Consider the following 25,274-nt stretch of genomic DNA (forward strand, 5'->3'; position numbering starts at 1 on the left):
ATCTGGGAGGAAAGATGTCGGACGGTCCCCGCGAGAATCCTTGGCCACGCGAGGCACGCTGGCTGCACGCCGGTATCGCTTTTGGTGTCACCTGGCAGCTGTTCAGCTCGCTGTGGATGACGCCGGATTTTCAGCATGCCGACTATGGCAGCATCCCCCAGCTACTCTTCAGTACCCACGCCTGGATCGGCCTGACGACGGCGCTTTTTCTACTCTGGGAATGGCTGTGGGTTTTCACCACCCCCGCCATCCGCGCCCAGCTCTTTCCCCTGCGTGGACCCTGGCGACCCGTATGGGAGGACCTGTTCGCTTTGCTACGCGGCCAGCTGCGGCCCATCGGCCCAAAACCAGGCCTCGCTGCCGCAGTGCATGGCCTAGGGCTATTACTGGTCACCTGGATGGCCCTGACCGGTACCGCCATTTTCTTTTTTCTACCCCAGGGTGGCACCCCTCCTGGCGCGATCCTGTATGCCCTCCTTCCCCTGCACAAGGCGCTCTCCAATCTCGTCTGGGCCTACTGGATTGCTCATGTCGCCTTTACCCTGCTGCACGCGCTGCGCCGGGAAGGTATCTGGAACATCTTCCGTCTGTTCTCACCCTAAGCCATGGCCGCGGAAAAGACGACGAGGTCTACAGCCACTCATCGGAGAAAATATCCCCGGTCTGCGCTCCTCTTGGTAACTTCCCCTCCGCAGCCACATGGCCGCTAGGCCCCGGCGCTGCTGCCTACCCCCTCGACGATTGGTGCAGCAGAGACAATCTGGTCCGTCCTAGCCGCATTGCGGTATAGTCGCGCCTGACGAGGAGGTCTGTGATGAGTGAAAAAATGTGGGGGGGGCGGTTCACCGCCGGTACTGATGCCCTGGTGGAACGCTTTACCTCTTCCATTGCCGTGGACCGGCGCCTCTACGCGGAGGATATTCGCGGCTCAACGGCGCACGCGCGGATGTTGGGGCGAGTGGGCGTCTTGACGGCGGCTGAGGTGGAGGCGATCTGTAGCGGGCTGCAGAAGATCGCCCAAGAGATTGCCGACGGACAATTCGCCTATTCGGACAGCCTCGAAGATATCCATATGCACATCGAGAGCCGCCTGATTGCGCTCATCGGCGACACCGGCAAAAAGCTGCATACCGGTCGCTCACGCAATGATCAGGTGGCCACGGACATGCGCCTGTATACCCGCGGCGCCATAGACCATCTGCTCGCGCTCTTGCACGAATTGCAGGCCGTCTTCATTGACCTGGCCGAGCGCGAGGCAGATACCATCCTGCCTGGCCTCACCCATTTGCAAGTCGCCCAACCGGTCACCTTCGGGCATCACTGTATGGCCTACGTGGAGATGTTCCGCCGGGATGCGGAGCGCCTGCGCGATGCTCGCAAGCGGGTCAATGTGCTGCCTCTCGGCGCCGCGGCCTTGGCTGGGACCACCTTCCCCATCGACCGCTGGGATGTGGCGCGCGAGCTCGGCTTCGATCACGTCGCCGAAAACAGCCTCGATGCCGTTTCCGACCGTGATTTTCTGCTCGAAACCCTGGCTGCCCTTTCCATCATTGCCGTGCACCTGTCACGCCTGGCGGAAGAACTCATCTTCTGGATGTCGGCGGCACTCGCCTTCATCGACCTGCCCGATGCCTTCTGTACCGGCTCGAGCATCATGCCGCAAAAGAAAAATCCCGATGTTGCCGAGCTCATTCGCGGCAAGAGTGGCAAGGTCATGGGGCAACTCACGGCCTTGCTCATCCTCATGAAAGGACAAGCCCTTGCCTACAACCGCGACAATCAAGAAGACAAGGGCATCTTCTTCACCGCCCTGGATGAGGTCGAAGCGAGTCTCCAGCTCCTGATTCGCATGCTGCCCGGCTTGCAGACCCGGCCGGCGCGGATGCGTGCCGAGGCGGAAAAGGGCTTTGCTACCGCCACCGACCTGGCCGACTACCTGGTGCGCAAAGGGGTGCCCTTCCGCGACGCCCATGCGGTGGTCGGCCGCGCCGTGCGTCTGGCACAGGAGCGTGGCATCGGCCTGGAAGCCCTGCCCCTGGCCGAACTACGGGCCCTGTCCCCAGCGATTGCCGCCGACGTCTTCCAGGTACTCACCCTGGAAGGATCCGTGGCTGCCCGCAATCACCTCGGCGGCACCGCGCCGGAACAGGTGCGTGCCGCCATCGCCCGCGCCAGACAGCGGCTGGCGGGAGAAAGCGCATGATGCCGATGCGCCCCTGGATCCTGGTGCTGTTGCTCGGCAGTCTCGCCCTTGCCGGTTGCGGGCGCAAGACGCCGCTCACCCTTCCCAAAACCCCCACCCCCGTCAGCGCCCCGACGAGCAGCCACTGATGCATCCTTTTCATTATCAAAACGGGCAACTGTACGTGGATGACTGTCCGCTGAGCGAAATCGTCGCGCGCTATGGCACGCCCTGCTATGTCTACTCCGAACTACATCTGCGCGAACGCTACCACGCCTTCGCGCATGCACTGGGCGTGCAGACCCTGACCTGCTACGCCGTCAAGGCCAACAGTAACCTGCATCTGTTGCGTCTACTGGCACAATGGGGTGCGGGTTTCGACATCGTCTCCGGTGGTGAGCTGGCGCGGGTGCTGCGGGCTGGCGGCGATCCGCAAAAGATCGTCTTTTCCGGGGTGGGGAAGAGTCGCGAAGAGATCCGCGCGGCCCTGGAGGCAGGGATCTTTTGCCTGAATGTGGAATCTGCCGCCGAACTCGAGCGCATTGCCGAAGTGGCGGCCGAGATGGGCCAGCGCGCGCCGGTTGCGTTGCGCGTCAATCCGGATGTCGATCCCGGCACCCACCAATATATCGCCACGGGCCTGAAGGAAAGCAAGTTCGGCATCCCCATCACCGCTGCCGAAGCGCTGTATCTCCGCGCGGGAGACTGGCCGAGCATCCATTTCCTCGGTGTCGCGGCGCACATCGGCTCCCAGCTCATCGACCTGCAACCCCTGGCTGCTGCCGCCCGGCGCCTGCGCGATCTGTACGAACGCCTACGCAGCCAGGGTATCGAGCTGGCGCATATCGATTTGGGCGGGGGAGTCGGCATCCGTTACCACGACGAAGTGCCCCCCAGTCCAGCCGACTATGCCGCCGTGCTCGATGCGGCCCTCGCCGGCCTGGATGTCCGCCGAGTGGTGGAACTGGGACGCGCCCTGGTCGGCAATGCCGGGGCACTGCTGAGTACCGTCGAATATTGGAAAGAGAATGAGGGCAAGCAGTTCTGCGTGGTCGATGCGGCCATGAACGACCTGTTGCGCCCCAGCCTCTATGGTGCCTGGCACGAAATCCTGCCGCTGCGACAAAGCAATGCACCGCTGCGGGAATGCGATGTGGTGGGGCCGGTCTGTGAGAGCGGTGATTTCTTTGCCAAAAGTCGTTCACTCCCTGCCGTCCCCGCCGGAGAGAGCTTGGCCATCCTCGGTGCTGGCGCCTACGGCTTCGCCATGAGCAGCCAGTACAACAGCCGCCCACGCGCTCCGGAGGTCTTGGTGAATGGAGCGGAAACCCGTTGCATTCGTCGCCGCGAAACCCTTGCCGACCTCCTCGGCCCGGAACAGGACTGCCTCCTCGGCTGAGCGCTGCCGCCTTTGGGCAGCCCGGTACCGGCCTGCGCCCAGTCTGCAGCAGACTGGGCGCGTAGCTCGGGCAGTCAGCAGGGCGTCCAGCTACTTGCGATCGCTCAGCTACTGGACAACCACGTCCACTAGATTCGCAGTATCCGCCAGAACACCTGCTCGCCCGCCCGCAATGGTACGATCGTCTCCTCTCCGGAATGCATACTCTCCGGCACCGTCCAGGTCTCGCGCCGCAACGCTGTCTGATCATGGTTGCAGGGCAGTCCGTAGAAGGCAGGACCATGACGGCTGGCAAACCCCTCCAGCCGATCCAGGGCATTGGCCTGTGCGAAGACCTCGGCATAGAGCTCGATAGCAGCATGCGCGGTGTAGATACCCGCACAACCACAGGCCGACTCCTTGGCCGAGCGCGGATGCGGGGCGCTGTCGGTGCCCAGGAAAAACTGCGGACTACCGCTGATGGCGGCAGCCAACAGGGCCTGCCGGTGCTGCTCCCGTTTGAGAACGGGCAGACAGTAATGATGGGGACGAATACCGCCCTGGAACAGGGCGTTGCGATTCAGCAGCAAATGGTGCGCGGTGATGGTGGCGGCAGTGCGTGGACCCGCAGCTTGCACAAAATCCACCGCAGCGCGGGTCGTGACATGCTCCAGCACCATGCGCAGTCCCGGAAAATCGCGGCGCAGGGACAGCAGATGGCGATCGATGAACGCCGCCTCCCGATCGAAGACATCGACTGCCGGGTCCGTCACCTCGCCATGCATCAGCAAAGGCAGATCCAACTCCTCCATCGCGGCAAGGACGGCATTCACCCGGCGTAGGTCGCGCACGCCATTTTCCGAATTTGTCGTGGCGCCGGCGGGGTAATATTTGACCGCGTGCACGATACCGCTTGCCTTTGCCGCCCGTATCTCCTCGACTGTAGTCGCCTCCGTCAGATAGAGGGTCATCAGCGGCGTGAAGGCCATCCCCTCCGGCAAGGCTGCCAGGATCCGCTGGCGATAGGCTTGGGCGGCAGCAACCGTGGTGACCGGGGCTTTCAGGTTGGGCATGACGATGGCGCGGCCAAAGCGCGCGGCAGTGTCTGGCAAGACAGTCCGCAGCATGATCCCATCCCGTAGATGCAGATGCCAGTCATCCGGCCGCAGGATGCGGATTTCCTCTATTTCTGTCGATTTCATCCCGGCAATCTCCCTCTACGCTGCAGCCCACCAAGAGTAGCATTGGTCGTCATGCTCGCCTATGCGCAGTTTGTGTCCAACGCCTAGGGCACACGGTGGCCCGCTCCATAGTGAGGTCGCCTGGGGGATCGACCCGGCAACCGTCACCTCCGCTGAGCGCAGCGAGTATCTTCGCGTTACGCCGCAAAGCATTCGCTCAGCCGCCGCCTTCGCTCCATATCTCGGCTTGGGCACGGCTGACCGCTGGCGTTTGTACCCGGCAGAAATCCTTTTCGCCCAAGGGCATGGGTACCTTGAAGAAGGCTCCGGCCTCCAGGGCCTGAGGGCTTGCCAACTGATTGATTTGCATCAGATAGCGGCTGGTACTGTGGTAGCGCAGGGCGAGCTCGTGCAGGTCGGAGCCGGCGGGTACGCGAATCTCCAGAAATTTGCCACCAGTATTGCAGCGCGGCGGCACATCCAGGGTGCGTAGGGCACGGCGCATGGTATAGCGAAAGACCGGTGCCGCCTCGATGCCGCCGAAGTTCCAGGCGAAGTGGCTGCCCCGCAGATTGACCGCCATGACCAAATCGGGACGCGGGCCCGGCGCAAAGCCGACAAAGGTGGCATTGGTGCGATGATGATAAAAACCGTCCTCGCCATTGGCCATATTAGCGGTGCCGGTTTTGCCGCCCACGGCATAGCCGGGGATGGCGGCGAGGATCCCCGTGCCCCCGGGGCGGGCGACGGACTGCAGCCAGCGACGCAAGTCGTCGGCGACCCAGGCCGGCATCACCCGATGGCGATGCACGCCAGCCCCGGCAAAGAGGGTCGGGCGTACATACCAGCCGCCATTGGCAATACTCGCGTAAGCGGCGGCCAATTGCAGCGTCGTCACCGAAACCCCATAGCCGATCGAGATGGTGGCATGACGAGCAATACCCCAGCTCTGCCAGGGCGGCAGCACCCCCGCCGTTTCTCCAGGCAGGCCAAGAGGCGGAATGCTACCGAAACCAACGGCACGATACATGTCGTACAGCGTCCGCTCGGGGGTCAGTAGGGCAATCTTTGCCGTGCCGATGCAACTCGAGTACTTGAGGATGTGTTCGATATTCAGAATATGATGGGGAACATCGTCGCGGATGGGGTAGCCGCCCACCCAGAGGGGGTGGAAGACGTGGAATTTTTGGTTGGGGGCAACGCTGTGGCTGGCGAGGGCGGCAGCGATGGCAAAGGGCTTCATTACCGACCCGGGCTCAAAGGCCTGATGCACGGCGTTATTGACGTAATCGGCCGGGGAGCGGCAGGCGCCGGGCTGATTGGGGTTGCAACTGGGGGCGCTGACCATGGCCAGGATGGCGCCGGTATGCACATTCATCAGCACCGCCGAGCCATTCTCCGCGTGAAAGTGACGCAGGGAACGCAGCAGCGCCATATAGGCCCAGTACTGCATTTGCGGGTTGATGGTCAGATGAATGGCGCGCCCCGGGTGGGAAAGCCGCGCCACCTTCAGCACCTGCACGATCTGCCCGTGGCCATCGAACAAGGCTTCCTCGGAGCCCGGGTGGGCGGCCAGCCACTGGTTGTAGCTCAGCTCCATGCCCGTCGCCCCCTGATGCGCCTGATCTACCAATCCGATCAGCGGCGTCGTTGCCGCACCCAGAGGAAAGTAGCTGCGGGAACTCGGTAGCACCCCAACCCCGGGGATCCCCGTAGCGCGCACCGCTTGGCCCACGCTCGGTGGTCGTTGCCGCGCCAAGTAGGCGAAGTCGGCGCCACCGCTGGCCAGACGCTGACCGAGTTCGGTCACCGAAATACCCAAAACCTTGGCCAGTTGCGGCCACTGGTCCTGATGTTTCCCCAGCACCTTGGGATCTCCCCAGATGGTGCTGGCCGCCGTGTTGACCGCGAGCGGTAGGCCGTTGTCGCCAAAGATCACCCCGCGCTGGGCGGGCAGACGCTGGTCATGCAGATAACGCATCTGTCCCTGCACGCGGAGATGTCGGGCCTGCAGGTACTGTACCTGAATATCGCGGCCGAGCACCGCTAGAAAGCCGATGACAAAGACCCCCGCAAGCCAGACCGGCCGCGAGCGAGGCAGTGGACGAAAGGGTCGAGAGGGCGAGCTCATTCTCCGCCAGTCGCGGCACGATAGACGAAATCGACGCGCTGGTTTTTATGCCAGCAAGCAGCGGTGTTCTGATTGCAAAGGAGATTATCCTTGCCGAAGGAAACGGTACTGATGCGACTGGCGGGGACACCATCCGCCTCCAGCAATTCCTTGATGGCATGGGCACGCCACTCACCGAGGGCGAGGTTATATTCCTGGGTTCCTGGCTGTGAGCAGTTCCCCTCCAGGCGCACATGCAGGTTCGGGAAGCGCAGCAAAAAGCGCGCGTTCTCGTTAGTGATGTGGCGAGCATGCGCGCTGACCTGAAAGCTATTCTGGGCGAAATGCACGCGCAAATGACGGGGCAAGGCCGCGAGTTCGGCATTGGAAAGATTTTCGTTTTGGCCGCCAAGAGGACCGTAATTGAGGTTTTTCTCCCTCTCCTCGGCCTGATTCAGTGCCTGCGTACTGGCACTTGGACTGGAAACCGCACTACTTGGGGCCATCTGCGCAGGCGTGGTAGGAGAAACCTTCTGCGCACAGGCACTGAGCAAGGCACTGGCGGCAAGGAAGAAGAGGGGCTGGCGCAGAGCGCGCAGGGCAAAGACAAGTGAGAGTCGTTGCGGCATGGTGGATATCCTTCTGTTTCGCGGTATATCCCTCTGACCAGCGAGGCTCTCTACAGTTCGCTCCGGCCCTCACTTTCTCTCCATCGGGCGCGCCCCCGCCCGGCGTTCGGATCGCCACGACCGAGAGGAGCCAAACCTCATCCCCCGTGCTGGAGGCGCAGGAGCGTACCGAGAAGACCCAAGCCGAAGAGGGCGAGCACCGCCAACCAGCCCCAAGGCCAGACGCTGGCGCGCAAAGCGGCTTTCATCCTCCCTTTCTTGATGACAAGGCTGAACAACAGAACCAACAGCCAGGAGACCAGCAGTCGCCCTAAGAGATTTCCCAGCATGTATCCAGACATTTTCTCCTCCCCTATCGCAGCTTACACCGCCTAGTAAATATTAACTATAAAAATCAATCTGTTGCGGTTTTTTGCGAAGGCACTATACTGCCACAAAACAAAGAAGGAAGGGAGCGACATGGAAAATTTTTCCCCACCGGGAAAACGCGGGAGCATTGCGGTTGGCCTCCTCTTGCGTATGGTGTTGTGGCTAGCAGGGATCTACTTCCCCCTGACTGCCTCGTCTGCCAGTGCCATTTTTACCCAGACAGGCTTGCCGGAGCTGTTGCAGCAAAGCTATGTCTATGCCAACACGCTCCCCGCCATAGAGAGCGGACCGCGCAACCGGCCGGCACTCATAGTGTTCTTTGACCCCGTCTGCCCACTTGGGGCCAAAGAATGGCAAGCCCTGCAAGCCTACCGCGAGCAGTTGCACATCCGCTGGGTGCCGGTGGGTGCCATCGATCCACATAGCGAAGCCCTGAGTGCCCTAATCCTGAGCGATGAGCATCCCGTCCTCGCTCTGGCGCATAACGAGGCGCGGCTGCTGCAGTCACCCGCAAGTCCACGCGCGGCCACCCCGGCACCGACCCTGTACGCGCTGAGTCTGGTGCGGAACAACACCCACTACTGGCAACGAAACTTTGGCGTACTTCCCTTGTTGCTCTATCCCAGTCAGACGGGCATCCACGCGCTGTACGGGCGAGCAAGCGCCGCAGAACTGCAACAGATCGCACAAACCGTGCTGGCCTTTGGGCAGCGCAAGGCCAGGCCCCAAAACACAGAGGAGGAGCGTTGATGTTGGAACGTTTGCGACAGTATCGAGTATGTATTAGCTGGCTGCTGCTGGTTTCCCTCTTTTGGGCATTCCTGCCCCAGGCGCGCGCCGATTGGCAGCAGTACATTGTGCCGGCCAATGGGGGTAATGGCCCGACCAGCCATGCCAATGTCAACCGTGCCAATGCCAACTATGCCAATACCCAATATTTTGTCTGGGTTCCCCCACCCTCGCCGGTGCAAGCGGCAACGGGAGAGAATGGCAAGCTCGAAGCCTGCGTTGCCCCTACCAACCATGCTGCGGTGGCGCAACGGGACGACCTCACCTGCATCAAAAAACGCCTTGAAGAAATCAAGGAAGGCAAGCTCGCGCCCCTCTCTGAAACGCTGCAAAAGCTTCCCAGTGCGGGAGCTGGATTTATGGTGGGCTTTTACAAGGGAGCCAAGGAAGAGCTCGAGGGCTCGTACGAGTTCTTCAAGACCCTTTTTACCAATCCCTCGGAAATTGGCGCCAGTCTCCAGGCAGTTGCCCACAACCCACAGCTGCTGCTCGAGGCGCTGAAACAGGCAGGTGAAAACGGTCTGCGGGCTGTCGTAGCCTATATCTGCGAGCCCAGCTACGCCAACAGCGAAGTCGTCGGTAACTTGCTCGGGCACGCTGTTGTCATGGTTCTAGGGGCTAAGGGCACCAACGCGCTGGCCAAAGCCATAGCCGAGAGCAACGCCGCTGCCAAAGCCGCCGGTGTTGCCGAACTGGGGGCGATTGGTAAGTTTCACGTCCTCACGGATGTCCATCGCGGGCTCCATGAGGCGTGGGACGCATTCAAGAAGACCGGCGAGCTGCGACTCATCGCCTATGATGGCAAATTTCTGCAGGTGGTGGAAAAAGACCTAACAGGGAAGGAGAATGCCCAATTGGTGCTTCGGATAAAGGGGCGCAAGGATATGCTCATGCAGGACTCGGAGGCTGTTGCCAAAAAGATGGCGCTAGATATCGCCGGAGCAAAAGAATTGCCCGAGCCAGTTCTAATGGGTAACAAAACAACAGGTATCCCCGGAGAGCAGGCAGTGCTATACAAGATCCCCACAAAAGACGGATACATGGTACTACGAAACCTTGCAAAATCTGAGAAGGAGTCTGGTCCCGTATGGACGATTGATATTCCCAAAGGTATGCGGATAGGGGAGGGACTTAAAGAAATCAAGATTGAGCGTGTTCCGCAAGGAGATAAATTTTTATGAGGATAGATGAATTTCTTGCAAAGAATCCATACGAAAAAAGTTGGGAGGAGTTTTGTGCTTCGCACTTTGCTGATGATATGTACCATGTGTGGGAGTCACTTACTTATGTACCGATGAGTGATGAAGAGCGCTTGGAATTGTGTATTGCGATGATGGAGCGCTTTTTGCTGGAGAAGCGCCTCGTTTTTGCCGAGCCAGATATCGAGGAGTGGGGGTGGCACCGTTATGAGGATGGTTTGTATCACATCTGGTGCGCGGATGTTCCAACGATTCTGAACTACCTACGTGGCTACCTCCCGCCACTTTCTTATCCATATTTTGCCGAGGATATGGAAACATACGGTTCTTTTCCAATGACTGCTTGGCTTGGCTGGGGGCGCGAGAAGCTATCTTGGAAGGATTATGACGATAGGACTCCGATGAGTCTTTGGACTGACGGGCTTTGTATCGCCTGGCCTACGGAGTGGATATGGACACACTTGGACACCTCACCCGGCCCCGTATGGACGCCGACTTTTTTGCGCTCCGATCGAGGGTAACGGTGTTGGCGCAGCCCAGCTTCTACCGAGTGAAAGTGGTCGTATATGGAAAGCTCCCTGATCCACCTGTTTGGAGCCGGACTCCAGAGCTTCTGACTTCAGGAGGCGAATGAAATACGGTTGCTGCATCCATTCTGGCGCCGCGATTGCGGACACTCGGCCCCGCCTTCCGATTACCACGACAAGCAAGCGAGAGGAGAAGTACCCATGACCATTGACGAATTTCTGGAAAAGCATCCCACCAAAAAAAGCTGGAAAGCCTTTTATGAGGTACATTGGGGCAAGCATGTCCACGAGCTGTGGAAGTCCCTTGCTGATGTAGAGATGAGCCTAGAGGAACGTTTTGAGCTCTTTGTTTCGCTGATGGAGCGCTTGCTGCATGAAAAGCGTCTGGTGTTACCTACCCCTGATAGTAAGCAACGCGATTGGGTGCGGCACGAAGACGGCCTGTACCACGTTTGGTGTGCGAACGTTCCCGTCCTTCTGCAGTATCTGCGCGCTGATCTTCCGTCGCCCTCTCACCCGCATTTTTCCGAAGACATAGAAAACCCCGGATCTTTCCCCAGCACCGCTTGGATTGGACGCGGACATTCCACCTCCACCGCCGGCGTGGACGAGTACGAAACGCCCATGAGTCTGTGGACCGACGGGCACTGCATTGCCCAACCCCTTGACTGGAAATGGGCGCACCTCGAGGAGGTTCCCGGAACTGCCGCAGTGCGGCGAGAAAATCAAATCCCGAGGTAGTTGATGGCAGACGCTGCGGCCTACAAGAGCATCGCGGTACCGACAGGATGGCAGTGTGGCTGCACCATCAGGCCGGAGTCAGCAAAGACCACAGACCCGTATGAACGATTGATATTCCCTACGACATGCGCCTACACAAGGATTTCAAAGAGATCAAGATGGAACGTATTCCCCTGGGGGAGAATCTACCATGACAACCGATGAGTATTTTGAAAAAGACATGGTTATTAAAAGTTGGGAAGACCTTTTGGATGCGTGTTTTGATGGTGCTCTGCATCACCTTTGGCGATCTCTCACGGATGTCGAGATGACCGACGTAGAACGTCTGGAGCTATTTATTGCAATTGTCGAACGTTTGTTGCGGGAGAAACACCTAGTGTTTGCCAAGCCGGATCCATGCCTGGAATACGATGAGTGGCACACCTACGAAGACGGCTTTCTGCACGTGTGGTGTGCCGATACCCCGTTGATTGTGAGGTATTTGCGCGAGTATATTCCGCCGCTATCACATCCCAATTTTCGAATGGAAATGATAAGTTATGGCACCTGTCCACCATCCGCGTGGCTTGGCAGAGGAAAAACCATTTCATCTGGCGGAATAGAGAATTATGAGGCACCCATGAGTTTGTGGACCGACGGGCACTGCATTGCTAATCCAGAGGAGTGGGTATGGGTGCATTTGGACGAGTTTCCTGATCTGCCTCGCTGGAGTAAAAGGTATCGCATCCAAAGCGTTTGACAAATGAAAGATTTTTTCGGTTATCTTTTCCTTATGGAGTGGGGCGATTATGAACATTGATGAGTTTTTTGAGAAAACCAAAAATTTCGTTAATTGGGAACATTTTTGCAGTTCTCACTCCGGTGACGATTTGCACTACCTGTGGGAGTCTGTCAATTGTGCTCCGATGTCCCATGAAGAGCGGCGGGAAACCTTCATCGCCATCGTACAGAAACTGACGGAGGAAAACCGTTTGGTATTTTTGTTTCCAAAGAACAGCGGCGATCGATGTCGATTGCGACCGATGAGGGTGACATTGCTGGCCCTGGAGGGTGGACTTGGGGACACGTTGCAGAACTTCCTCCTCCGCCTGATTGGAGCTGGCTTCCAGATCCCTCTCTCGATTATAAATGTCATACCAGAAGGTATCCGTATAGAATCAGGCATTCCAAGAGGTCCTGATAAAGAGAACGCCGCATGAAGATGAGGAAGGATGATGCCATTGCTGAAACCACCGAAAAATAGCGTATAGTACCTCATGCGACTGGAAACACGAGGGAGAGGACAATGACTGAGGAAAGAAAAGGGCTCCTCGACACATTGAGTGGGTAAGGCGGTATGATTGCTTTATGGGAAGGGCAGCGAGCTGAGGATAAGGATGGACCAAGGTAATCAACTGTTCACTCTGGCGTTGGGGTTGGTTCCGCCGTGGATGGTGGACGATGTGCGGTTCACGGTGGAGGAAAAGCGCCTGGACCTGCATGTGAACTTCCCAAGGGGTAGTCAGTTTCCCTGTCCGGTCTGCGGCCAGGACTGCCCGGTCTATGACACCCAGGAGAAGGTCTGGCGTCACCTCGACTTCTTCCAGCATGCGGCTTATCTCCATGCCCGCGTACCACGGGTCCATTGCCCGGAACACGGCGTGCATTTGGTATCCGTCCCTTGGGCGCGGGAAGGCTCGGGATTCACGCTGCTCTTTGAGGCTCTAGTCATGGCCATGGTCCGGGAGATGCCCGTGTTGACGGTCTCCCGCCTAGTGCGGGAGACGGACCAGCGACTCTGGCGGGTGCTCGATCATTACGTCGCCAAGGCCCGCGAGGCCGCGGACATGTCAGAGGTCCATTCCGTCGGTATCGATGAGACGAGCAGCCGGCGCGGCCATGATTACATCACCCTGTTTGTGGACCTCGTGGCGAAGCGCCTGCTGTTTGCCACACCCGGCAAGGATGCCGAGACTTTTGCGCAGTTCGCCGAAGATCTGCAGGCCCATGGCGGCAGCGCCGAGGCCATTACGGAGGTCAGCATGGACCTCTCGCCAGCCTTCCAAAAAGGGGCCGCAGAACACCTGCCCAACGCCCAGGTCACCTTCGATCGCTTTCACCTCATGAAGCTCGTCAATGAGGCCGTAGATGCCGTACGCAAGGGGGAAGCCCTCTCCCAACCAGACCTGAAAAAGAGCCGCTGGCTTTGGCTCAAGAACCCGGGAAAGCTCTCCGCCAAGCAAAGCGCCAGGCTCCGGGAGATCCTCAAGAACCAGAACCTCAAGACAGCACAGGCTTATCAGCTTCGCCTGACCTTCCAAGAAATCTTCACCGTCCAGAATCGCCACCAGGGCGCCACCCTGCTCAAGGCCTGGGTGGAAAACGTCAAGGACAGCGGATTACCGCCAATGGTCAAGGTCGCCTACACCGTCATGAATCACTGGGATGGTGTGCTCCGCTGGTTCGAGAGCCAGATCACCAACGGGATTCTGGAAGGCTTCAATAGCCTCCTCCAGTCCGCCAAGGCAAAAGCCCGTGGCTACCGTACCCACAAGAACTTTATCAACATGGCCTACCTGATCCTCGGTAAACTGGATCTCAGGCTACCCACATGAAACATCGAAGAACCATCAAAAGTATCACTTAGACTGCGGGCCAATAAGGTTAAATTGTGCCGATGCAAAAACCTTATCGCGGTTATTGAAGAGCCAAATGATATTAGAAATGCCGGAGCAGTGATTAGAAATGTAAACGCTCTCGGCGTGGAAAAAGCATATATCGTTTCCAAAGCTACGATGGTGGCGCGCGATTGGGAGAGTATACAAAATATAAAAAACTTGCGGTTTGGTTTGGCAACGAAAGTCGTGGAATTAGCGAGTTGGCCGTAGAGAATAGTGTGTTCTGCGTGAATATACCTATGTGCGGTATCATCGAAAGCCTAAATTTAGCTACTTCGTCCGGGATAGTGCTTTACGAAATCACTAGGCAGAGAAGGTTGTATCAGGATCGTATTCGAGCGGGCGGCTAACGGCCTGATTACAGTCCTCGCAACAGCGAGAGCGTCACGCGTTCAAGGCAGCGAACAGATCGTGGGCGTCGGATGCCTCGATCTGCGCCGGCACCCGGTCACCGGGTCGGCGTCCCTGGGCATTGCGGACATAGACCACGCCGTCAATCTCCGGTGCCTCGCTGGCACTGCGCGCCTGGGCACGGCCGCGATCGTCGACGTGGTCTAGCAATAGCTCCCGCTCCCGCCCCACCCAGCGTTGCAGACGGGCGCGGCTGATCTCTTCCTGCACCGCCATGAAGCGCGCTCTGCGCTCTTGCTTGATGGGCTCGGGTACGGCGCCGGGAAGGGCATTGGCGGGGGCGCCTTCCACCGGCGAATAGGCAAAGCAGCCCACGCGATCGAGCTCGGCGGCGCGAATAAAGTCCAAGAGCTCGGTAAACTCCGCCTCGGTCTCGCCCGGAAAACCGACGATGAAAGTACTGCGCAGGATGAGCTCCGGCACTTCCCGTCGCCATTGCGCGATGCGCTCGAGGGTACGCTCTGCCGCCGCCGGGCGACGCATGGCACGGAGGATGCGCGGACTGCCATGCTGCAAGGGCACGTCGAGGTAGGGCAGGATCTTGCCCGCCGCCATCAGGGGCAGCAACTCGTCGACGTGGGGATAGGGATAGACATAGTGCAGGCGCACCCAGACCCCGAGTTCCCCGAGGGCAGCGCAGAGATCGGTGATGCGGGTCTTGAGGGGACGACCATGATGGAAGGCGCTGCGGTATTTGCGGTCCACCCCATAGGCACCGGTATCCTGGGAGATGACGAGGAGCTCCTGCACCCCCTCTGCCACCAGCGCCTCGGCCTCGCGCAGGATCTCGCCGGGGTCGCGGCTGACGAGCTTGCCGCGCATGCTGGGGATGATGCAGAAGCTGCAGGACTGATTGCAGCCTTCGGAAATCTTCAGATACGCATAGTGGTCTGGGGTGAGGCGCAAGCCCTGGGGCGGAACCAGATCGGTGAAAGGGTCGTGCTGCGGCGGTAGGACCTGATGGATGGCCTCGAGCACCGCGCCGTTTTCCTGGGGTCCGGTTACCGCAAGAACCTGGGGATGGGCACGGCGCACGAAATCGCCCTGCTCTTTGGCTCCCAGGCAACCGGTGACCACCACCTGCCCATTTTCCGCCAAGGCCTCGCCGATGGCCTCCAGAGACTCCTCGACGGCGGCATCGATGAAGCCGCAGGTATTCACCACCACCAGATCGGCACCGGCATAATCCCTCACCAGGGCATAGCCTTCCGCCCGCAGTCGGGTAAGGATGCGCTCGCTATCCACCGTCGCCTTCGGGCAACCCAGGCTGACAAAGCCGACCTTGGGGATCTTGGGGTCGTTCAAAAGGTGTTGCTCACGCTGGCCACGCCAGGGACCGCGCCGACGATCTTCTCTACTACCTGCTGCAGGTCGATGACGGCATTGGGACAGCCGGCGCAGGCGCCTTTCATACGCACCCGCACGTCGCGCTCGACGATCTCCACCAGCTCGATGTCGCCACCGTCGCGGTTGAGGATGCGCCGCACCGCCGCGACCGCCTCTTCTACCTGAGCCGGCTCGGGCAGGGGATCGTCGGGACCGAAACTGCGCTTGCGCCCGATCAGGCGCTGGGCCATGGCCTGGGCGTGGGCGATCTTCGCCGCCGCGACGGGGTCGGTCTCCTCGAGGATATCGAGCTCCTCTTCGGTGTAGAAACGGACGGGGGTTCTTTCCATATCGCTCATCGGCTCAATATAACATGCGCCCGCCATCGACGACGATGTTCTGCCCGGTCACGTAGCCCGCATCGAAGAGCAGCCAAGCCACCGCCCGGGCGATATCGGCAGGTTCTCCCTCGCGCTTCAGGGCAGTACGGGCCAGGAGTCCGGCGCGGTCGCCATCCGGCGGATCCTGTCCCTCGGCCCAGAGCACCACACCGGGGGAAACGCTGTTGACCCGCAGCTCCGGCCCGAGCTCCTTGGCCAGCGCACGGGTCAACGCCAACAGAGCGGCCTTGCTGACGCTGTAGGGAAGATAGCCGCGTAGGGGGATCTCAGCATGCACATCGCCAATGTTGACGATGGACCCGGCTTGCACGCGCAGCAAGGGCCACGCGGCCCGACTCAAGAACAGCGGGGCACGAACATGGATCGCCTCCATCTTCTGCCAATCCTCCAGACTCAGCTCGGAGAAGGGCGCCGGGCGATACAGAGAGGCATTGTTGACTAGTCCGTCGAGACGGCCGAAACGCTCCTCTACCTGCTGCAACAGGCGTTCTGGGGCGCCCGCTTCGCTCAGATCGGCGCGAAACGGTTCTACTACCGTCGCGAACTCCTGCTGCAAAGCGGTCGCCAGGGCTTCGGCCTCCGGCCGCGATCGTCTATAGTGGAGAGCCAACCGGCAGCCGCGCGCGGCGAGTTCGCGGGCAATGGCCGCCCCCACGCGACGAGCGCCACCCGTGAGGAGAACGACCTTTTCCGAAGCCTGCACCAGGAGTTCCATGCAACCAAAACCAAGAGGGGTTGTAACCCAATCGCCTGCAGGGCGCAAGGCATCTAGCCTGCCGCCGCCCGATCCCGCTGCCCAGGCCCACAGTCTGGCCCTGCAGGAGGAAATTCGCGCCCGCATCATCGCCGCCGGGGGGTGGATTTCCTTCGCCGAGTATATGGAGATGGCCCTCTATGCACCGGGAAAAGGCTACTACATGGCCGGCCAGCAGCGCTTTGGAGCAGCTGGCGACTTCATCACCGCCCCCGAGCTGGGTTCGGTGCTCGGGCGGGTTCTCGCCCGTACCCTGGCACCCGGGCTTGGGCACGACGGCATCCTCGAATTTGGTGGCGGCAGCGGGGCCCTCGCCGCACAGATCCATGCCGCTCTGCCGCAGGTTCCGTACCACCTTCTGGAACCCAGCCCCGACCTGCAGGCGCAGCAGCGCGCTCGTTGCCCCACGGTGCAGCATCTACGGGAGTTCCCGAGCGAGTGGCAGGGCGTCTTTCTCGCCAACGAAGTGCTCGATGCCATGTCCGTCGCCGTCGTGGAAAAGATGCCAGATGGCTCTCTGCGCGAGATGGGGGTAATGGCAGATGCCAACGGCTTTGCCTGGGCACCTTCGCCCCAGCCTCTCCCCGCGCCCTTGCTGCAGCCCCTGCGACCCTACCTCGCTGACTGGCCAGTGGGCTACCGTACCGAAGTCTGTCCAGCAGCGACGGCGTGGCTGCAGAGTCTGGCCGAGCGCTTGCAACGCGGCCGCATCCTCCTCATCGACTACGGCCAAGAAGCGGCGGCATATTACCATCCACAGCGCTACCGGGGCAGCTTGCGCGCCTACCATCGGCATCACCTTCTGGAAGAGCCCTTCTACTGGCCGGGGCTATGTGATCTGACGGCTGATGTCAATTTTTCCACCCTCATGGAAACGGCCGTGGCGTCAGGAATGCGGATCGTCTGGTATGGTCCCCTCGCGCGCTTTCTCGTCAGCCACGGTCTACCGGAGGTCTATGCAGAACTGCAGGCACAGGCCGGCGCGGAGCAGCGCCTCGCCCTCAACAACGAAATCAAGAAACTCACCCTGCCGCAGGAGATGGGAGAGCGTTTCCAGGTATTGATCTTGGAGAAAGGAAAGGAAGCATGAGCATCACCGTCTAAGGCATTGCCAACTGCAGCACCCTAAAAAGGCCTTCGCCTGGTTGACCGAAGAAGGGCTGGCCTACCAATTTCACGACTACAAATAGGCCGAGGTGCCAGAAACGGCCCTGCAGCAATGGGCGGCGCACCTGCAAGGCCTCTAAATTACCCGCGAGAACTGCGTCTGGCTGCGTCCCAAGTAGGCGTCGAAGGCCATGCAGACGTGGCGCACCAGGAGACGTCCGGGGGGCAGCACCGTAATGGCCCGTTCTTCCAGATCGATCAGCCCATCCCCTGCCAACTCCTCCAGCCTCCTGCGGCTTGCGGCAAAATACCGCCAGAAATCGATCCCATGCCGCCCCTCCACGGCAGCGAGATCGAGGCGAAAATCACAGATCAGGCGGGTGATTACCTCACGGCGCAGCAGATCGTCGGCGCTCAGGCGCAGCCCCCGCTCCACTGGCAGACGTCCCGCATCCACCGCCGCTCCCCAGGCCTCGAGGTCTTTGCGGTTTTGGCTGTAACTCGGGCCCACCATGGCGATGGCGCTCATGCCAAAGGCCAGGAGGTCAGCATTGGCGTGGGTGGAATAGCCCTGAAAATTGCGGTAGAGCTGGCCCTGTTGTTGCGCCCGGGTCAGCTCGTCCTCGGGCAGGGCAAAGTGATCCATGCCGATATATACATAACCGGCAGCCTCCAGGGCGCTGATGCTGTGCTGCAGGATCTCCAGTTTCTGCGCGGGACTGGGCAGATCCTCGGCGCGAATGCGGCGCTGCGGCGGGAAGCGCTCGGGAAGATGGGCATAATTGAACAACGACAGCCGATCCGGGCGCAGGGAAATGATTTGCGCCAAGGTTTCGGCGAAGCTCTGCGGGCTTTGCAACGGCAGCCCATAGATCAGATCGAGACTGACGGAGCGATAGCCGAGGCTGCGTGCCTCGTGCAGCAGTTCTGCAACCAGATCCAGGCTTTGCTCGCGGTGTACCGCCTTCTGCACCGCGGGGTCGAGATCCTGCACCCCCATGCTCAAGCGATTCCAGCCACGGCTACGCAGCAGGGCCAGCACCCCCGGCTCGATGGCACGCGGGTCGACTTCAATCCCATATTCGCCCGCATCATCATCGAGCAGATGGAACTGCGACTGGATCCCGTCCACCAGACGCTCCAGATCCGCGCGCAGCAAGAAAGTGGGGGTGCCACCGCCAAAATGCAGTTGGGTGACCGGGCGCTGCGCATCGATATCGCGCCGGCTCAGGGCCATTTCCTGCAGCAATCTCTCCACATAAGGCTGCCCCCATTCCCGATGGCGAGTCACCACCTTGGTGCAGGCGCAGTAAAAACACAGATGCTCACAGAAAGGGATATGGAAATATAGCGACAGCGGCCTGCCACTCGCGTTGCTGGCGCGCAGCTCGGCCCGCAAGGCGCCTTCATCGAACTCCGATTGGAATTGCGGCGCTGTTGGGTAGGAGGTATAGCGCGGCCCTGGCTGGTCATAGCGCCGAATCAAGTCGATATCGAAAAGTACCGTCTCCGTGCCCATCCTTTCTCCTCCTGTGCCTGGAGCCCCTGCCCCTACAAGCTGCGAATGCCGCGCAGCTCGCTGCTCGCACTGGCGCGAATTTCACGCAGAAACGCCTGGAGATGGGGCTGCTCACTTTGCCCCTGCAAAGTGGCCGCTTCCAGGTCCTGCCAAAGTCCCTGCGGCCCCAGCGGCAGGGCGCGCACGTAGCCGCGATCGCCATAGCTGCTCACCGCCCAGGCAGGCAAGGCGGCAATCCCCTGCCCCGAGGCCACCAATTGCAGGATGATGACCGTCAGTTCCGCTTGCCGCCGCCGCCAGGGTTGCACACCGGCGGGGTGCAAAAATTCTCGGAACAGGTCCAAGCGCCGGTCTTCCACCGGATAGGTGATGACGGTCTCCTCCAGGAAATCCTCGGGCAGCAGAAAGGGACGTTCGGCAAGGGGATGCCGGGGGCTCAGCAGTGCCACCACCTCGTAGCTGAATAGGGCATGGCGCTCGATTTCGCCGGGCAGGGCCTCGGAGGCGCTGAGAATGGCCAGGTCCGCCTGATAGCCGCGCAGCAATTGCACCGGGTCCTGCTGAAACCCCGAGGCGATGTCCATTTCGACATCCGGCCAGCCAGCACGAAACTGATCCATGGCCGGGGTGAGCCAATCGAAACAGGTATGACACTCCACCGCGATGCGCAGCCGCCCACCCCGTCCCGAGGCGAGTCGGCGCAACTCCTCCTGGGTGCGCCGCAGGGCGGGCAGAACCTCCCGCGCGAGGGCATAGAGCCGCTCCCCCGCCGGGCTGAGGCGCAGGTTGTTGCCGCTATCGCGATCAAAGATCTTGATCTCGAATTCATTCTCCAGGCCGCGCAGTTGGTGCGAGAGGGCCGACTGGGTCAGGTGCAGACGCTGCGCCGCCGCAGCAATACTACCGTGTTGCAGGACCGCTTCGATGGTGCGCAGCTGACGAATATCGATGGGCATGGTCGACCTTGGTTCAAGCTCTTGGTGAATCATACGCCAGCCCGGGAAAAGAAGGCAGCCATTGTCACAAAAGTGACATAAAAGGTTCATAAAAATGTAACAATCCTTTGCTATAGTGCGACGCTCAAGACGATAGTGTAAAGAGCGTATGCAACTATCAGGACCACCCTCTCCAGCAGGAAGGGATCCGGCTGGCCTCTTTGCAGTATCCACCAACTGTAGAGGGAGTTCGATCATGAAAAAGCGCTTCATTCTGGTGGCGACAGCCGCCCTTTCTGCCATTCCCGTCTTGGCGCAGGCCGATGAATCCACGGTACTGCGCTCGAATCACGACGATTACAGCCTGATCCTCGGCGGACGCATCCAGGCGGATTATGCCACCTACTTCAACAAAACCTTTGTTGGCCCGAACGGATCCGTCACCGATGAGGGAGCCGCTGGCGCCAAATTGCGGCGGGCGCGTATTTTCACCGCGGGCAAGATTGCCAAGGATTGGAAATTCAAATTTCAGTATGAATTCACCGACTCTGGCGCAGCGGGTTTCAAGGATGCCTACTTTGCTTACACCGGCTTGATCCCCGGTAATACCATTACCCTTGGCCAGTCGAAGACCTTTTTCACCATGGACCAGTTGAATAGCTCCAACGACAATGTCTTCATGGAGCGGCCCCTGCTCGAAGGACTCGACACCTACGGCGATCGTCGCATGGGTCTGAAGATCACCCAGAGTGGGGATAACTGGATGCTGGGACTCGGTGGTTTCATGAACGCCCTCGACGAAAAGATGTACACCAAATACAGTGGCGTGGCGCGTACCGCTTACACCAAGCAGCAGACCTTGGCGTCGATCAGCAATACCACCAGTAACCAAAGCGGTATCTACACCATCTCTGGCCGCGCCACCTACGCCCCGCTGCATAGCGAGGGCAGCGACCTCTTCTTTGGTGCCGACCTCAACTATACCGGCTTTGGTGACAAGAACGCCGCTGCCTTCTATGGCACCCGTCCCGAAACCAGCATTGCCGGCACCAAGCTGCTCGAGGCTTATGTCAGTAACCCTAGCAGTCAGTTCAACTACACCCTGGAGACGGCCGCGGTGGCGGGGCCCTTCTCCCTCGAAGGGGCCTACGTGGGCATGAACGTTTCCCGTCGCCTGGGCCTGCCCACTGCCACTTTCAATGGCTATTACGTGCAGGCCAGCTACACCCTCACTGGCCAGCCACGCAATTTCAAGCCCAAGCTAGGCGAATTCCATTATCTCAAGGACATTGGTCCGGGCGGAGCCTGGGAAGTGGCCATGCGTTTCGATCAATTGAACCTGAATGACGCGAACGCCGGCATTTACGGCGGACGCGGCAACCAGATCACCGCCGGCATCAACTGGTATGCCAACGAACATGTGCGCTTGATGCTGGACTACAGCCATGCCCATGTGGAGGCCATCCCGACCAGCCAGCCCAGCAACGCGACTTGGTGGAATGACCCGCGCTACAACACGGATATGAATATCCTGCAGTTCCGCGGGCAGTTCCTGTTCTGATTCTTTCTCTTCCGGAGGGGGATTCCCCCTCCTTTTCCGGAGCCTTCATGCGCTATTTTTCTCTCCTTGCAGTCGTTTGTTCTACGCTACTCTCCACCTCTGTCAGTCAGGCGGCAGAGCTGGACAGTACCTCCCTGCGCCAGCCCCTTGCCAGCGTGGTCGTGGCCGGTCGGGAGCTGCATCTGAGCATCGGCCCCGGCAGTGGTCTGACCCACGCCCACGGCACAGCGTGGACCGAGTTCTACGCCGTCAGCGATCGGGGCCCGAATATCCCCTGCGACAAGAGTGGCAAGGTGCTCGGCAAAGAAGTCTGTGGCAAAGCTGAGGTGATTTTTCCCATCCCGGGTTACACCCCCAGCATTTATCCCCTGACGGTGCAGGCAGGCCAGGTAACCCTGCGCGGAGAACCGATTCCGCTGCACGCCAGCAATGGGCAGAACTTCACCGGCCTGCCGCCCCAGCTTCCCAAAGGCGAGAAGCCCGTGAATGCGCAACTCCAGCCGCTGCCATTCTCCCCCAACGGGGTCGATACGGAGTGTATCTCTGCACTCGCGCAGGGCGGTTTCTGGATCGGCGAGGAATATGGGCCGAGTCTGCTCCGGGTGGCAGCCAATGGCGTCGTCGAGGAGCGCCTGGTCCCCAGGGGTACGGCGGGCTTCTATTCAGGCAGCGCCGTCCCGGTGCGCGCCGTGCTGCCGCCGTTGCTGGCCCAGCGCAAGCTCAACCGCGGCTTTGAGGGGATGGCCCTGGCGCCGGACCAAAAACTGCTGTTCGTCGCCCTGCAAAGCCCCCTGGCCAATCCCAATGACGACACGGCGAAGCAGTCCCGGATCGACCGGCTGATTGCCCTGCATCTCGATGCCGATGGCAACTTTGCCGGAATGGCCGGTGGCTATGCCGTAGAATTTCCCAAGATCGAAGATTTTGCTCCGGGCGAAAAGCAGAAAGATCTCAAACTCTCGGCTATGAGCGCGGTAGATGATCAGCGCGTTCTGCTGATGCTGCGGGCCGGCAGCAAGGTTGCGGTCTATCTGGCCAATCTTGACGGCGCCACCAAGCTGATCGGCACAGCGTGGGCCCGGCCGGATACCCATCCCAGCCTGGAAGAGCAAAATGATCTGGCCAAGGTCGGCGTCAAGCCGGTTTCCCTGCATCTGCTCTGGGAAAGCGACGATGCCTTTGGCAAGGGTCTGGGGAAAGTCGAGGGTATGAGCCTGGTGGATGGCAGGAGCCTGCTCTTCATCAGCGATAATGACTTTGGCATTGCAGGTGGAAAAAGCACGGTCTGGGAATATCCCCTGAGCGACGAGGCACAGCGACTATTGCGCTGAGGCAGTGAGGCAGACTTCTCCTCTGGTGGCGAAATATAAATTACGATATAACGTCATAAAAGGTTCACGGAACTGTCATCATGCTGTCACATTCCGTTGTTATCCTGACAATGTTGCAAATACACCGAAGAGGAGAATGCCCATGTCGTACAAGCACCGCGCCACCACGCTGGCGGTACTGCTGACCCTAACGGGTTTCAGTGCTGCCGCTCACGCTGCCAGTAGCGCCGATTCTTTGAAGAGCTGGATCACCGACGGTACCGTCGACGGTCAGGTCCGCGCCTACTATTTTGATCGCTTCTTCGGCAAAAACGCCACCAACCTCAGTGCCTTTTCCCTGGGCGGTTACATCAATGCCCATACGGCTTCTTTGGCCGGCTTTAGCGCCGATGTCGGCTTCTACACCGCTAACAGCCTGGGTGCCAACCGCGTCAATCCGGATGTCACCCTCATGGGCACTGGCACTTCCATCAATGCCCTGGGTCAGGCCTATCTGCAATATGAAATTCCGCAGGTCGTCCTCATTCGTGCTGGCAACCAAATTGTCAACACCCCCTGGGTCAATGGCTCCGATTCCCGCGTAATTCCTGCTACTTACCAAGGCGTCTTTGCCCAGGTTTCTCCGTATTGTGGCTGGAACATCTACGGCATGCGCATCTTCCGCTGGAAGAGCCGTACCTCGGGCGACTACTACCGCGATAACCTCTACTACCAAACGGGCTTTGACGGCGATCCCATTTATGGTGGCTCAGCCGTTGTTCCCAACACCGATACCGCCTCCAATGGCGTTCTTGCCTTCGGCACCAGCTACAAGCGCTACGGCATCGATGCCCAGGCCTGGTACTACAATTTCTATCAGTTCACCCAAACCGTCTATGGGGACGCCCAGTACACCCTCAAGACCGGCAGCGGTGTAGATCCTTTCCTCGGAGCGCAGGTCAATCGCGAGTGGGAGAGCAACAGCCTGCTGAACTCCAGCTATGCGCCGGGGACCAAGCCCATCGATGGCTTCAAAGGCAATGGGGTCAACAGCACCGCCTGGGGTGTGATCGGCGGTATCGACTATGACGGCGGCAGCGCAATCCTCGGCAAGGGTCAGTTGGCAGCGAGCTACAACGAGATCCTCTACCATCAGGGGGCCGTGGGTGGTGGCGCCATCGTCTCGCCATATACCGTGGGTTACGCCACCGATCCGCTCTACACCACTTCCATGATCCGCGGGTTGGTGGAAATGGGACCCGGCAACGGTTGGAAGGTCAAGTGGACGCAGCACTTCCTGAGCAACCAGTTCCTCTTCATGGCCGCCTATGCCCAGTACCACCTGCAGACCGCGGGATATGCCAACGACATCTACGGCGATCTTACCTACTTCCCCCAGGGTTGGCTCAAGGGGCTCTCCATTCGTGATCGCGTGGAGGTTGCGCACGGAGACCTGTCGACGGGATATTTCATCTACAACCGCGTCATGCTGACCTACGACTTCTAAGACTTCCTGCCCTGCGGCCTCGACCGCAGGGCTTACCAGGAGAAAAGAACCATGCGCATTACCCATACCTTGCTACTCGCTGCCGTCCTCGTTTCTGCCGCTGGCTGTGCCGAGGCCCCATTCTCTGGTTGTCCAGCGAAGAAGGCGCCGGTCGCCGCGCCGGCCCCGGCGCCAGTGCCCACTCCGGCTCCGGCTCCAGCACCCATCGCGCCGGTGCAGAAAACGGTACTGGAAAGCAAACCGATCACCATTACCGGCATCAACTTCAAGCTCAACTCCGCCAAGCTGCTCAGCCATGACATCCAGGTTCTGGATGAAGTCGCCGCCTTTGCCGGGAAACACCCGGATGCGGTTCTGAACGTCAATGGCTACTGCAGCAAGGTCGGAAGCTACGCCTACAACCTCAAACTCTCCGAGCAGCGTGCGGAGAGCGTGGCGAAATATCTGGAAGCCCATGGCGTGGCTCGTGATCGTATGGTGCTCAAGGGACACTCCTATGAGGACCCGATTGCCAGCAATGCCACGCCGGAAGGTCGCTTCCAGAACCAGCGCGTGGAGATCAATTCCACGATCAAGGTGGAAAAGACTGTCACCGAGTAATTCGCACGCAAGCGCAAACGATTTCAACCCTGCAGTGCTTCGGCATTGCTCCTCCTCTGCCTCGCCCCGCCACGCGGGGCT

Annotated in this window: 26 protein-coding genes; 17 read left to right on the forward strand and 9 right to left on the reverse strand. The window is 59.9% G+C overall.

Going from position 1 to position 25,274, the window contains the following annotated elements; translation table 11 throughout:
* Nucleotides 1-14: 14 nt before the first annotated feature.
* From ORD17_RS04250 to lysA, 4 genes are all read left to right on the forward strand, one after another.
* Nucleotides 15-602 (forward strand): cytochrome b/b6 domain-containing protein, encoded by a 588-nt coding sequence (locus ORD17_RS04250; RefSeq protein WP_308389645.1) that lies wholly within the window; start codon nucleotides 15-17, stop codon nucleotides 600-602.
* Between the two features lie 212 nt (nucleotides 603-814).
* Nucleotides 815-2,203, forward strand: a complete 1,389-nt coding sequence (gene argH, locus ORD17_RS04255) for an argininosuccinate lyase (RefSeq protein ID WP_308389646.1) — start codon at nucleotides 815-817, stop codon at nucleotides 2,201-2,203.
* Nucleotides 2,200-2,331, forward strand: a complete 132-nt coding sequence (locus tag ORD17_RS04260; protein WP_308389647.1) for a lipoprotein — start codon at nucleotides 2,200-2,202, stop codon at nucleotides 2,329-2,331. The genes argH and ORD17_RS04260 overlap by 4 nt, the downstream gene beginning before the upstream one ends.
* The gene (gene lysA, locus ORD17_RS04265) at nucleotides 2,331-3,581 is read left to right on the forward strand and encodes a diaminopimelate decarboxylase (RefSeq protein ID WP_308389648.1); all 1,251 of its coding nucleotides are present in this window, start codon (nucleotides 2,331-2,333) and stop codon (nucleotides 3,579-3,581) included. Before ORD17_RS04260 ends, lysA begins: the two co-directional genes overlap by 1 nt.
* Before the next feature lie 128 nt (nucleotides 3,582-3,709).
* Here the strand turns inward: lysA and pyrC are convergent, their stop codons facing one another.
* From pyrC to ORD17_RS04285, 4 genes are all read right to left on the reverse strand, one after another.
* Nucleotides 3,710-4,762, reverse strand: a complete 1,053-nt coding sequence (gene pyrC / locus ORD17_RS04270; protein ID WP_308389649.1) for a dihydroorotase — start codon at nucleotides 4,760-4,762, stop codon at nucleotides 3,710-3,712.
* A gap of 196 nt (nucleotides 4,763-4,958) precedes the next feature.
* Nucleotides 4,959-6,872 (reverse strand): penicillin-binding protein 2, encoded by a 1,914-nt coding sequence (locus ORD17_RS04275; RefSeq protein WP_308389650.1) that lies wholly within the window; start codon nucleotides 6,870-6,872, stop codon nucleotides 4,959-4,961.
* Entirely contained in the window at nucleotides 6,869-7,480 is a 612-nt protein-coding gene (locus ORD17_RS04280; protein ID WP_308389651.1) for an OmpA family protein, read from the reverse strand. Before ORD17_RS04280 ends, ORD17_RS04275 begins: the two co-directional genes overlap by 4 nt.
* Nucleotides 7,481-7,617: 137 nt before the next feature.
* Complete coding sequence (locus ORD17_RS04285) at nucleotides 7,618-7,821, reverse strand: hypothetical protein (protein WP_308389652.1); 204 nt, start codon at nucleotides 7,819-7,821, stop codon at nucleotides 7,618-7,620.
* A gap of 118 nt (nucleotides 7,822-7,939) precedes the next feature.
* On the opposite strand from ORD17_RS04285, the gene ORD17_RS04290 reads away from it, so the two are divergent.
* From ORD17_RS04290 to ORD17_RS13440, 8 genes are all read left to right on the forward strand, one after another.
* Entirely contained in the window at nucleotides 7,940-8,599 is a 660-nt protein-coding gene (locus ORD17_RS04290; RefSeq protein WP_308389653.1) for a hypothetical protein, read from the forward strand.
* Nucleotides 8,599-9,819: a hypothetical protein gene (locus ORD17_RS04295; protein WP_308389654.1), complete on the forward strand. Its 1,221-nt coding sequence runs from the start codon at nucleotides 8,599-8,601 to the stop codon at nucleotides 9,817-9,819. Before ORD17_RS04290 ends, ORD17_RS04295 begins: the two co-directional genes overlap by 1 nt.
* Nucleotides 9,816-10,358 (forward strand): hypothetical protein, encoded by a 543-nt coding sequence (locus tag ORD17_RS04300; protein ID WP_308389655.1) that lies wholly within the window; start codon nucleotides 9,816-9,818, stop codon nucleotides 10,356-10,358. Before ORD17_RS04295 ends, ORD17_RS04300 begins: the two co-directional genes overlap by 4 nt.
* Nucleotides 10,359-10,565: 207 nt before the next feature.
* Nucleotides 10,566-11,105, forward strand: a complete 540-nt coding sequence (locus ORD17_RS04305; RefSeq protein ID WP_308389656.1) for a hypothetical protein — start codon at nucleotides 10,566-10,568, stop codon at nucleotides 11,103-11,105.
* Between the two features lie 190 nt (nucleotides 11,106-11,295).
* Complete coding sequence (locus ORD17_RS04310; protein ID WP_308389657.1) at nucleotides 11,296-11,844, forward strand: hypothetical protein; 549 nt, start codon at nucleotides 11,296-11,298, stop codon at nucleotides 11,842-11,844.
* A gap of 49 nt (nucleotides 11,845-11,893) precedes the next feature.
* Nucleotides 11,894-12,304: a hypothetical protein gene (locus tag ORD17_RS04315; RefSeq protein WP_308389658.1), complete on the forward strand. Its 411-nt coding sequence runs from the start codon at nucleotides 11,894-11,896 to the stop codon at nucleotides 12,302-12,304.
* Nucleotides 12,305-12,481: 177 nt separating this feature from the next.
* Entirely contained in the window at nucleotides 12,482-13,699 is a 1,218-nt protein-coding gene (locus ORD17_RS04320; protein WP_014003049.1) for an ISL3 family transposase, read from the forward strand.
* Between the two features lie 158 nt (nucleotides 13,700-13,857).
* Nucleotides 13,858-14,112: a TrmH family RNA methyltransferase gene (locus ORD17_RS13440; RefSeq protein ID WP_374693402.1), complete on the forward strand. Its 255-nt coding sequence runs from the start codon at nucleotides 13,858-13,860 to the stop codon at nucleotides 14,110-14,112.
* 34 nt (nucleotides 14,113-14,146) lie between these two features.
* Here ORD17_RS13440 and rimO read toward each other — a convergent pair whose 3' ends face one another.
* Genes rimO through ORD17_RS04335 form a run of 3 tightly spaced genes read right to left on the reverse strand, consistent with a single transcriptional unit; the run spans nucleotide 14,147 to nucleotide 16,603 of the window.
* Nucleotides 14,147-15,478 (reverse strand): 30S ribosomal protein S12 methylthiotransferase RimO, encoded by a 1,332-nt coding sequence (gene rimO / locus ORD17_RS04325; RefSeq protein WP_308389659.1) that lies wholly within the window; start codon nucleotides 15,476-15,478, stop codon nucleotides 14,147-14,149.
* Nucleotides 15,475-15,849, reverse strand: coding sequence for a NifU family protein (locus ORD17_RS04330; protein WP_308389660.1), 375 nt, complete (start codon nucleotides 15,847-15,849; stop codon nucleotides 15,475-15,477). The genes rimO and ORD17_RS04330 overlap by 4 nt, the downstream gene beginning before the upstream one ends.
* 13 nt (nucleotides 15,850-15,862) lie before the next feature.
* Nucleotides 15,863-16,603: an SDR family oxidoreductase gene (locus ORD17_RS04335; RefSeq protein WP_374693403.1), complete on the reverse strand. Its 741-nt coding sequence runs from the start codon at nucleotides 16,601-16,603 to the stop codon at nucleotides 15,863-15,865.
* A 10-nt stretch (nucleotides 16,604-16,613) separates the two neighbouring features.
* On the opposite strand from ORD17_RS04335, the gene ORD17_RS04340 reads away from it, so the two are divergent.
* A complete protein-coding gene (locus ORD17_RS04340; RefSeq protein WP_308389662.1) occupies nucleotides 16,614-17,744 on the forward strand; it encodes an SAM-dependent methyltransferase in 1,131 nt (376 codons plus the stop codon).
* Nucleotides 17,745-17,897: 153 nt separating this feature from the next.
* Here ORD17_RS04340 and hemN read toward each other — a convergent pair whose 3' ends face one another.
* Together hemN and ORD17_RS04350 are read right to left on the reverse strand one after the other, a co-directional pair.
* Nucleotides 17,898-19,280, reverse strand: a complete 1,383-nt coding sequence (hemN, locus tag ORD17_RS04345; protein ID WP_308389663.1) for an oxygen-independent coproporphyrinogen III oxidase — start codon at nucleotides 19,278-19,280, stop codon at nucleotides 17,898-17,900.
* 32 nt (nucleotides 19,281-19,312) lie between these two features.
* Nucleotides 19,313-20,236 (reverse strand): LysR family transcriptional regulator, encoded by a 924-nt coding sequence (locus ORD17_RS04350; RefSeq protein WP_308389664.1) that lies wholly within the window; start codon nucleotides 20,234-20,236, stop codon nucleotides 19,313-19,315.
* 235 nt (nucleotides 20,237-20,471) lie between these two features.
* On the opposite strand from ORD17_RS04350, the gene ORD17_RS04355 reads away from it, so the two are divergent.
* From ORD17_RS04355 to ORD17_RS04370, 4 genes are all read left to right on the forward strand, one after another.
* Nucleotides 20,472-21,776, forward strand: coding sequence for a porin (locus tag ORD17_RS04355; protein WP_308389665.1), 1,305 nt, complete (start codon nucleotides 20,472-20,474; stop codon nucleotides 21,774-21,776).
* A gap of 47 nt (nucleotides 21,777-21,823) precedes the next feature.
* Nucleotides 21,824-23,107 (forward strand): esterase-like activity of phytase family protein, encoded by a 1,284-nt coding sequence (locus tag ORD17_RS04360; RefSeq protein WP_308389666.1) that lies wholly within the window; start codon nucleotides 21,824-21,826, stop codon nucleotides 23,105-23,107.
* A 142-nt stretch (nucleotides 23,108-23,249) separates the two neighbouring features.
* Nucleotides 23,250-24,593: an OprD family outer membrane porin gene (locus tag ORD17_RS04365; protein ID WP_308389667.1), complete on the forward strand. Its 1,344-nt coding sequence runs from the start codon at nucleotides 23,250-23,252 to the stop codon at nucleotides 24,591-24,593.
* 51 nt (nucleotides 24,594-24,644) lie between these two features.
* The gene (locus ORD17_RS04370; RefSeq protein WP_308389668.1) at nucleotides 24,645-25,193 is read left to right on the forward strand and encodes an OmpA family protein; all 549 of its coding nucleotides are present in this window, start codon (nucleotides 24,645-24,647) and stop codon (nucleotides 25,191-25,193) included.
* Nucleotides 25,194-25,274: the final 81 nt, after the last annotated feature.

The organism is Acidithiobacillus sp. AMEEHan (genome assembly GCF_030996345.1).
GTDB lineage: Bacteria > Pseudomonadota > Gammaproteobacteria > Acidithiobacillales > Acidithiobacillaceae > Igneacidithiobacillus.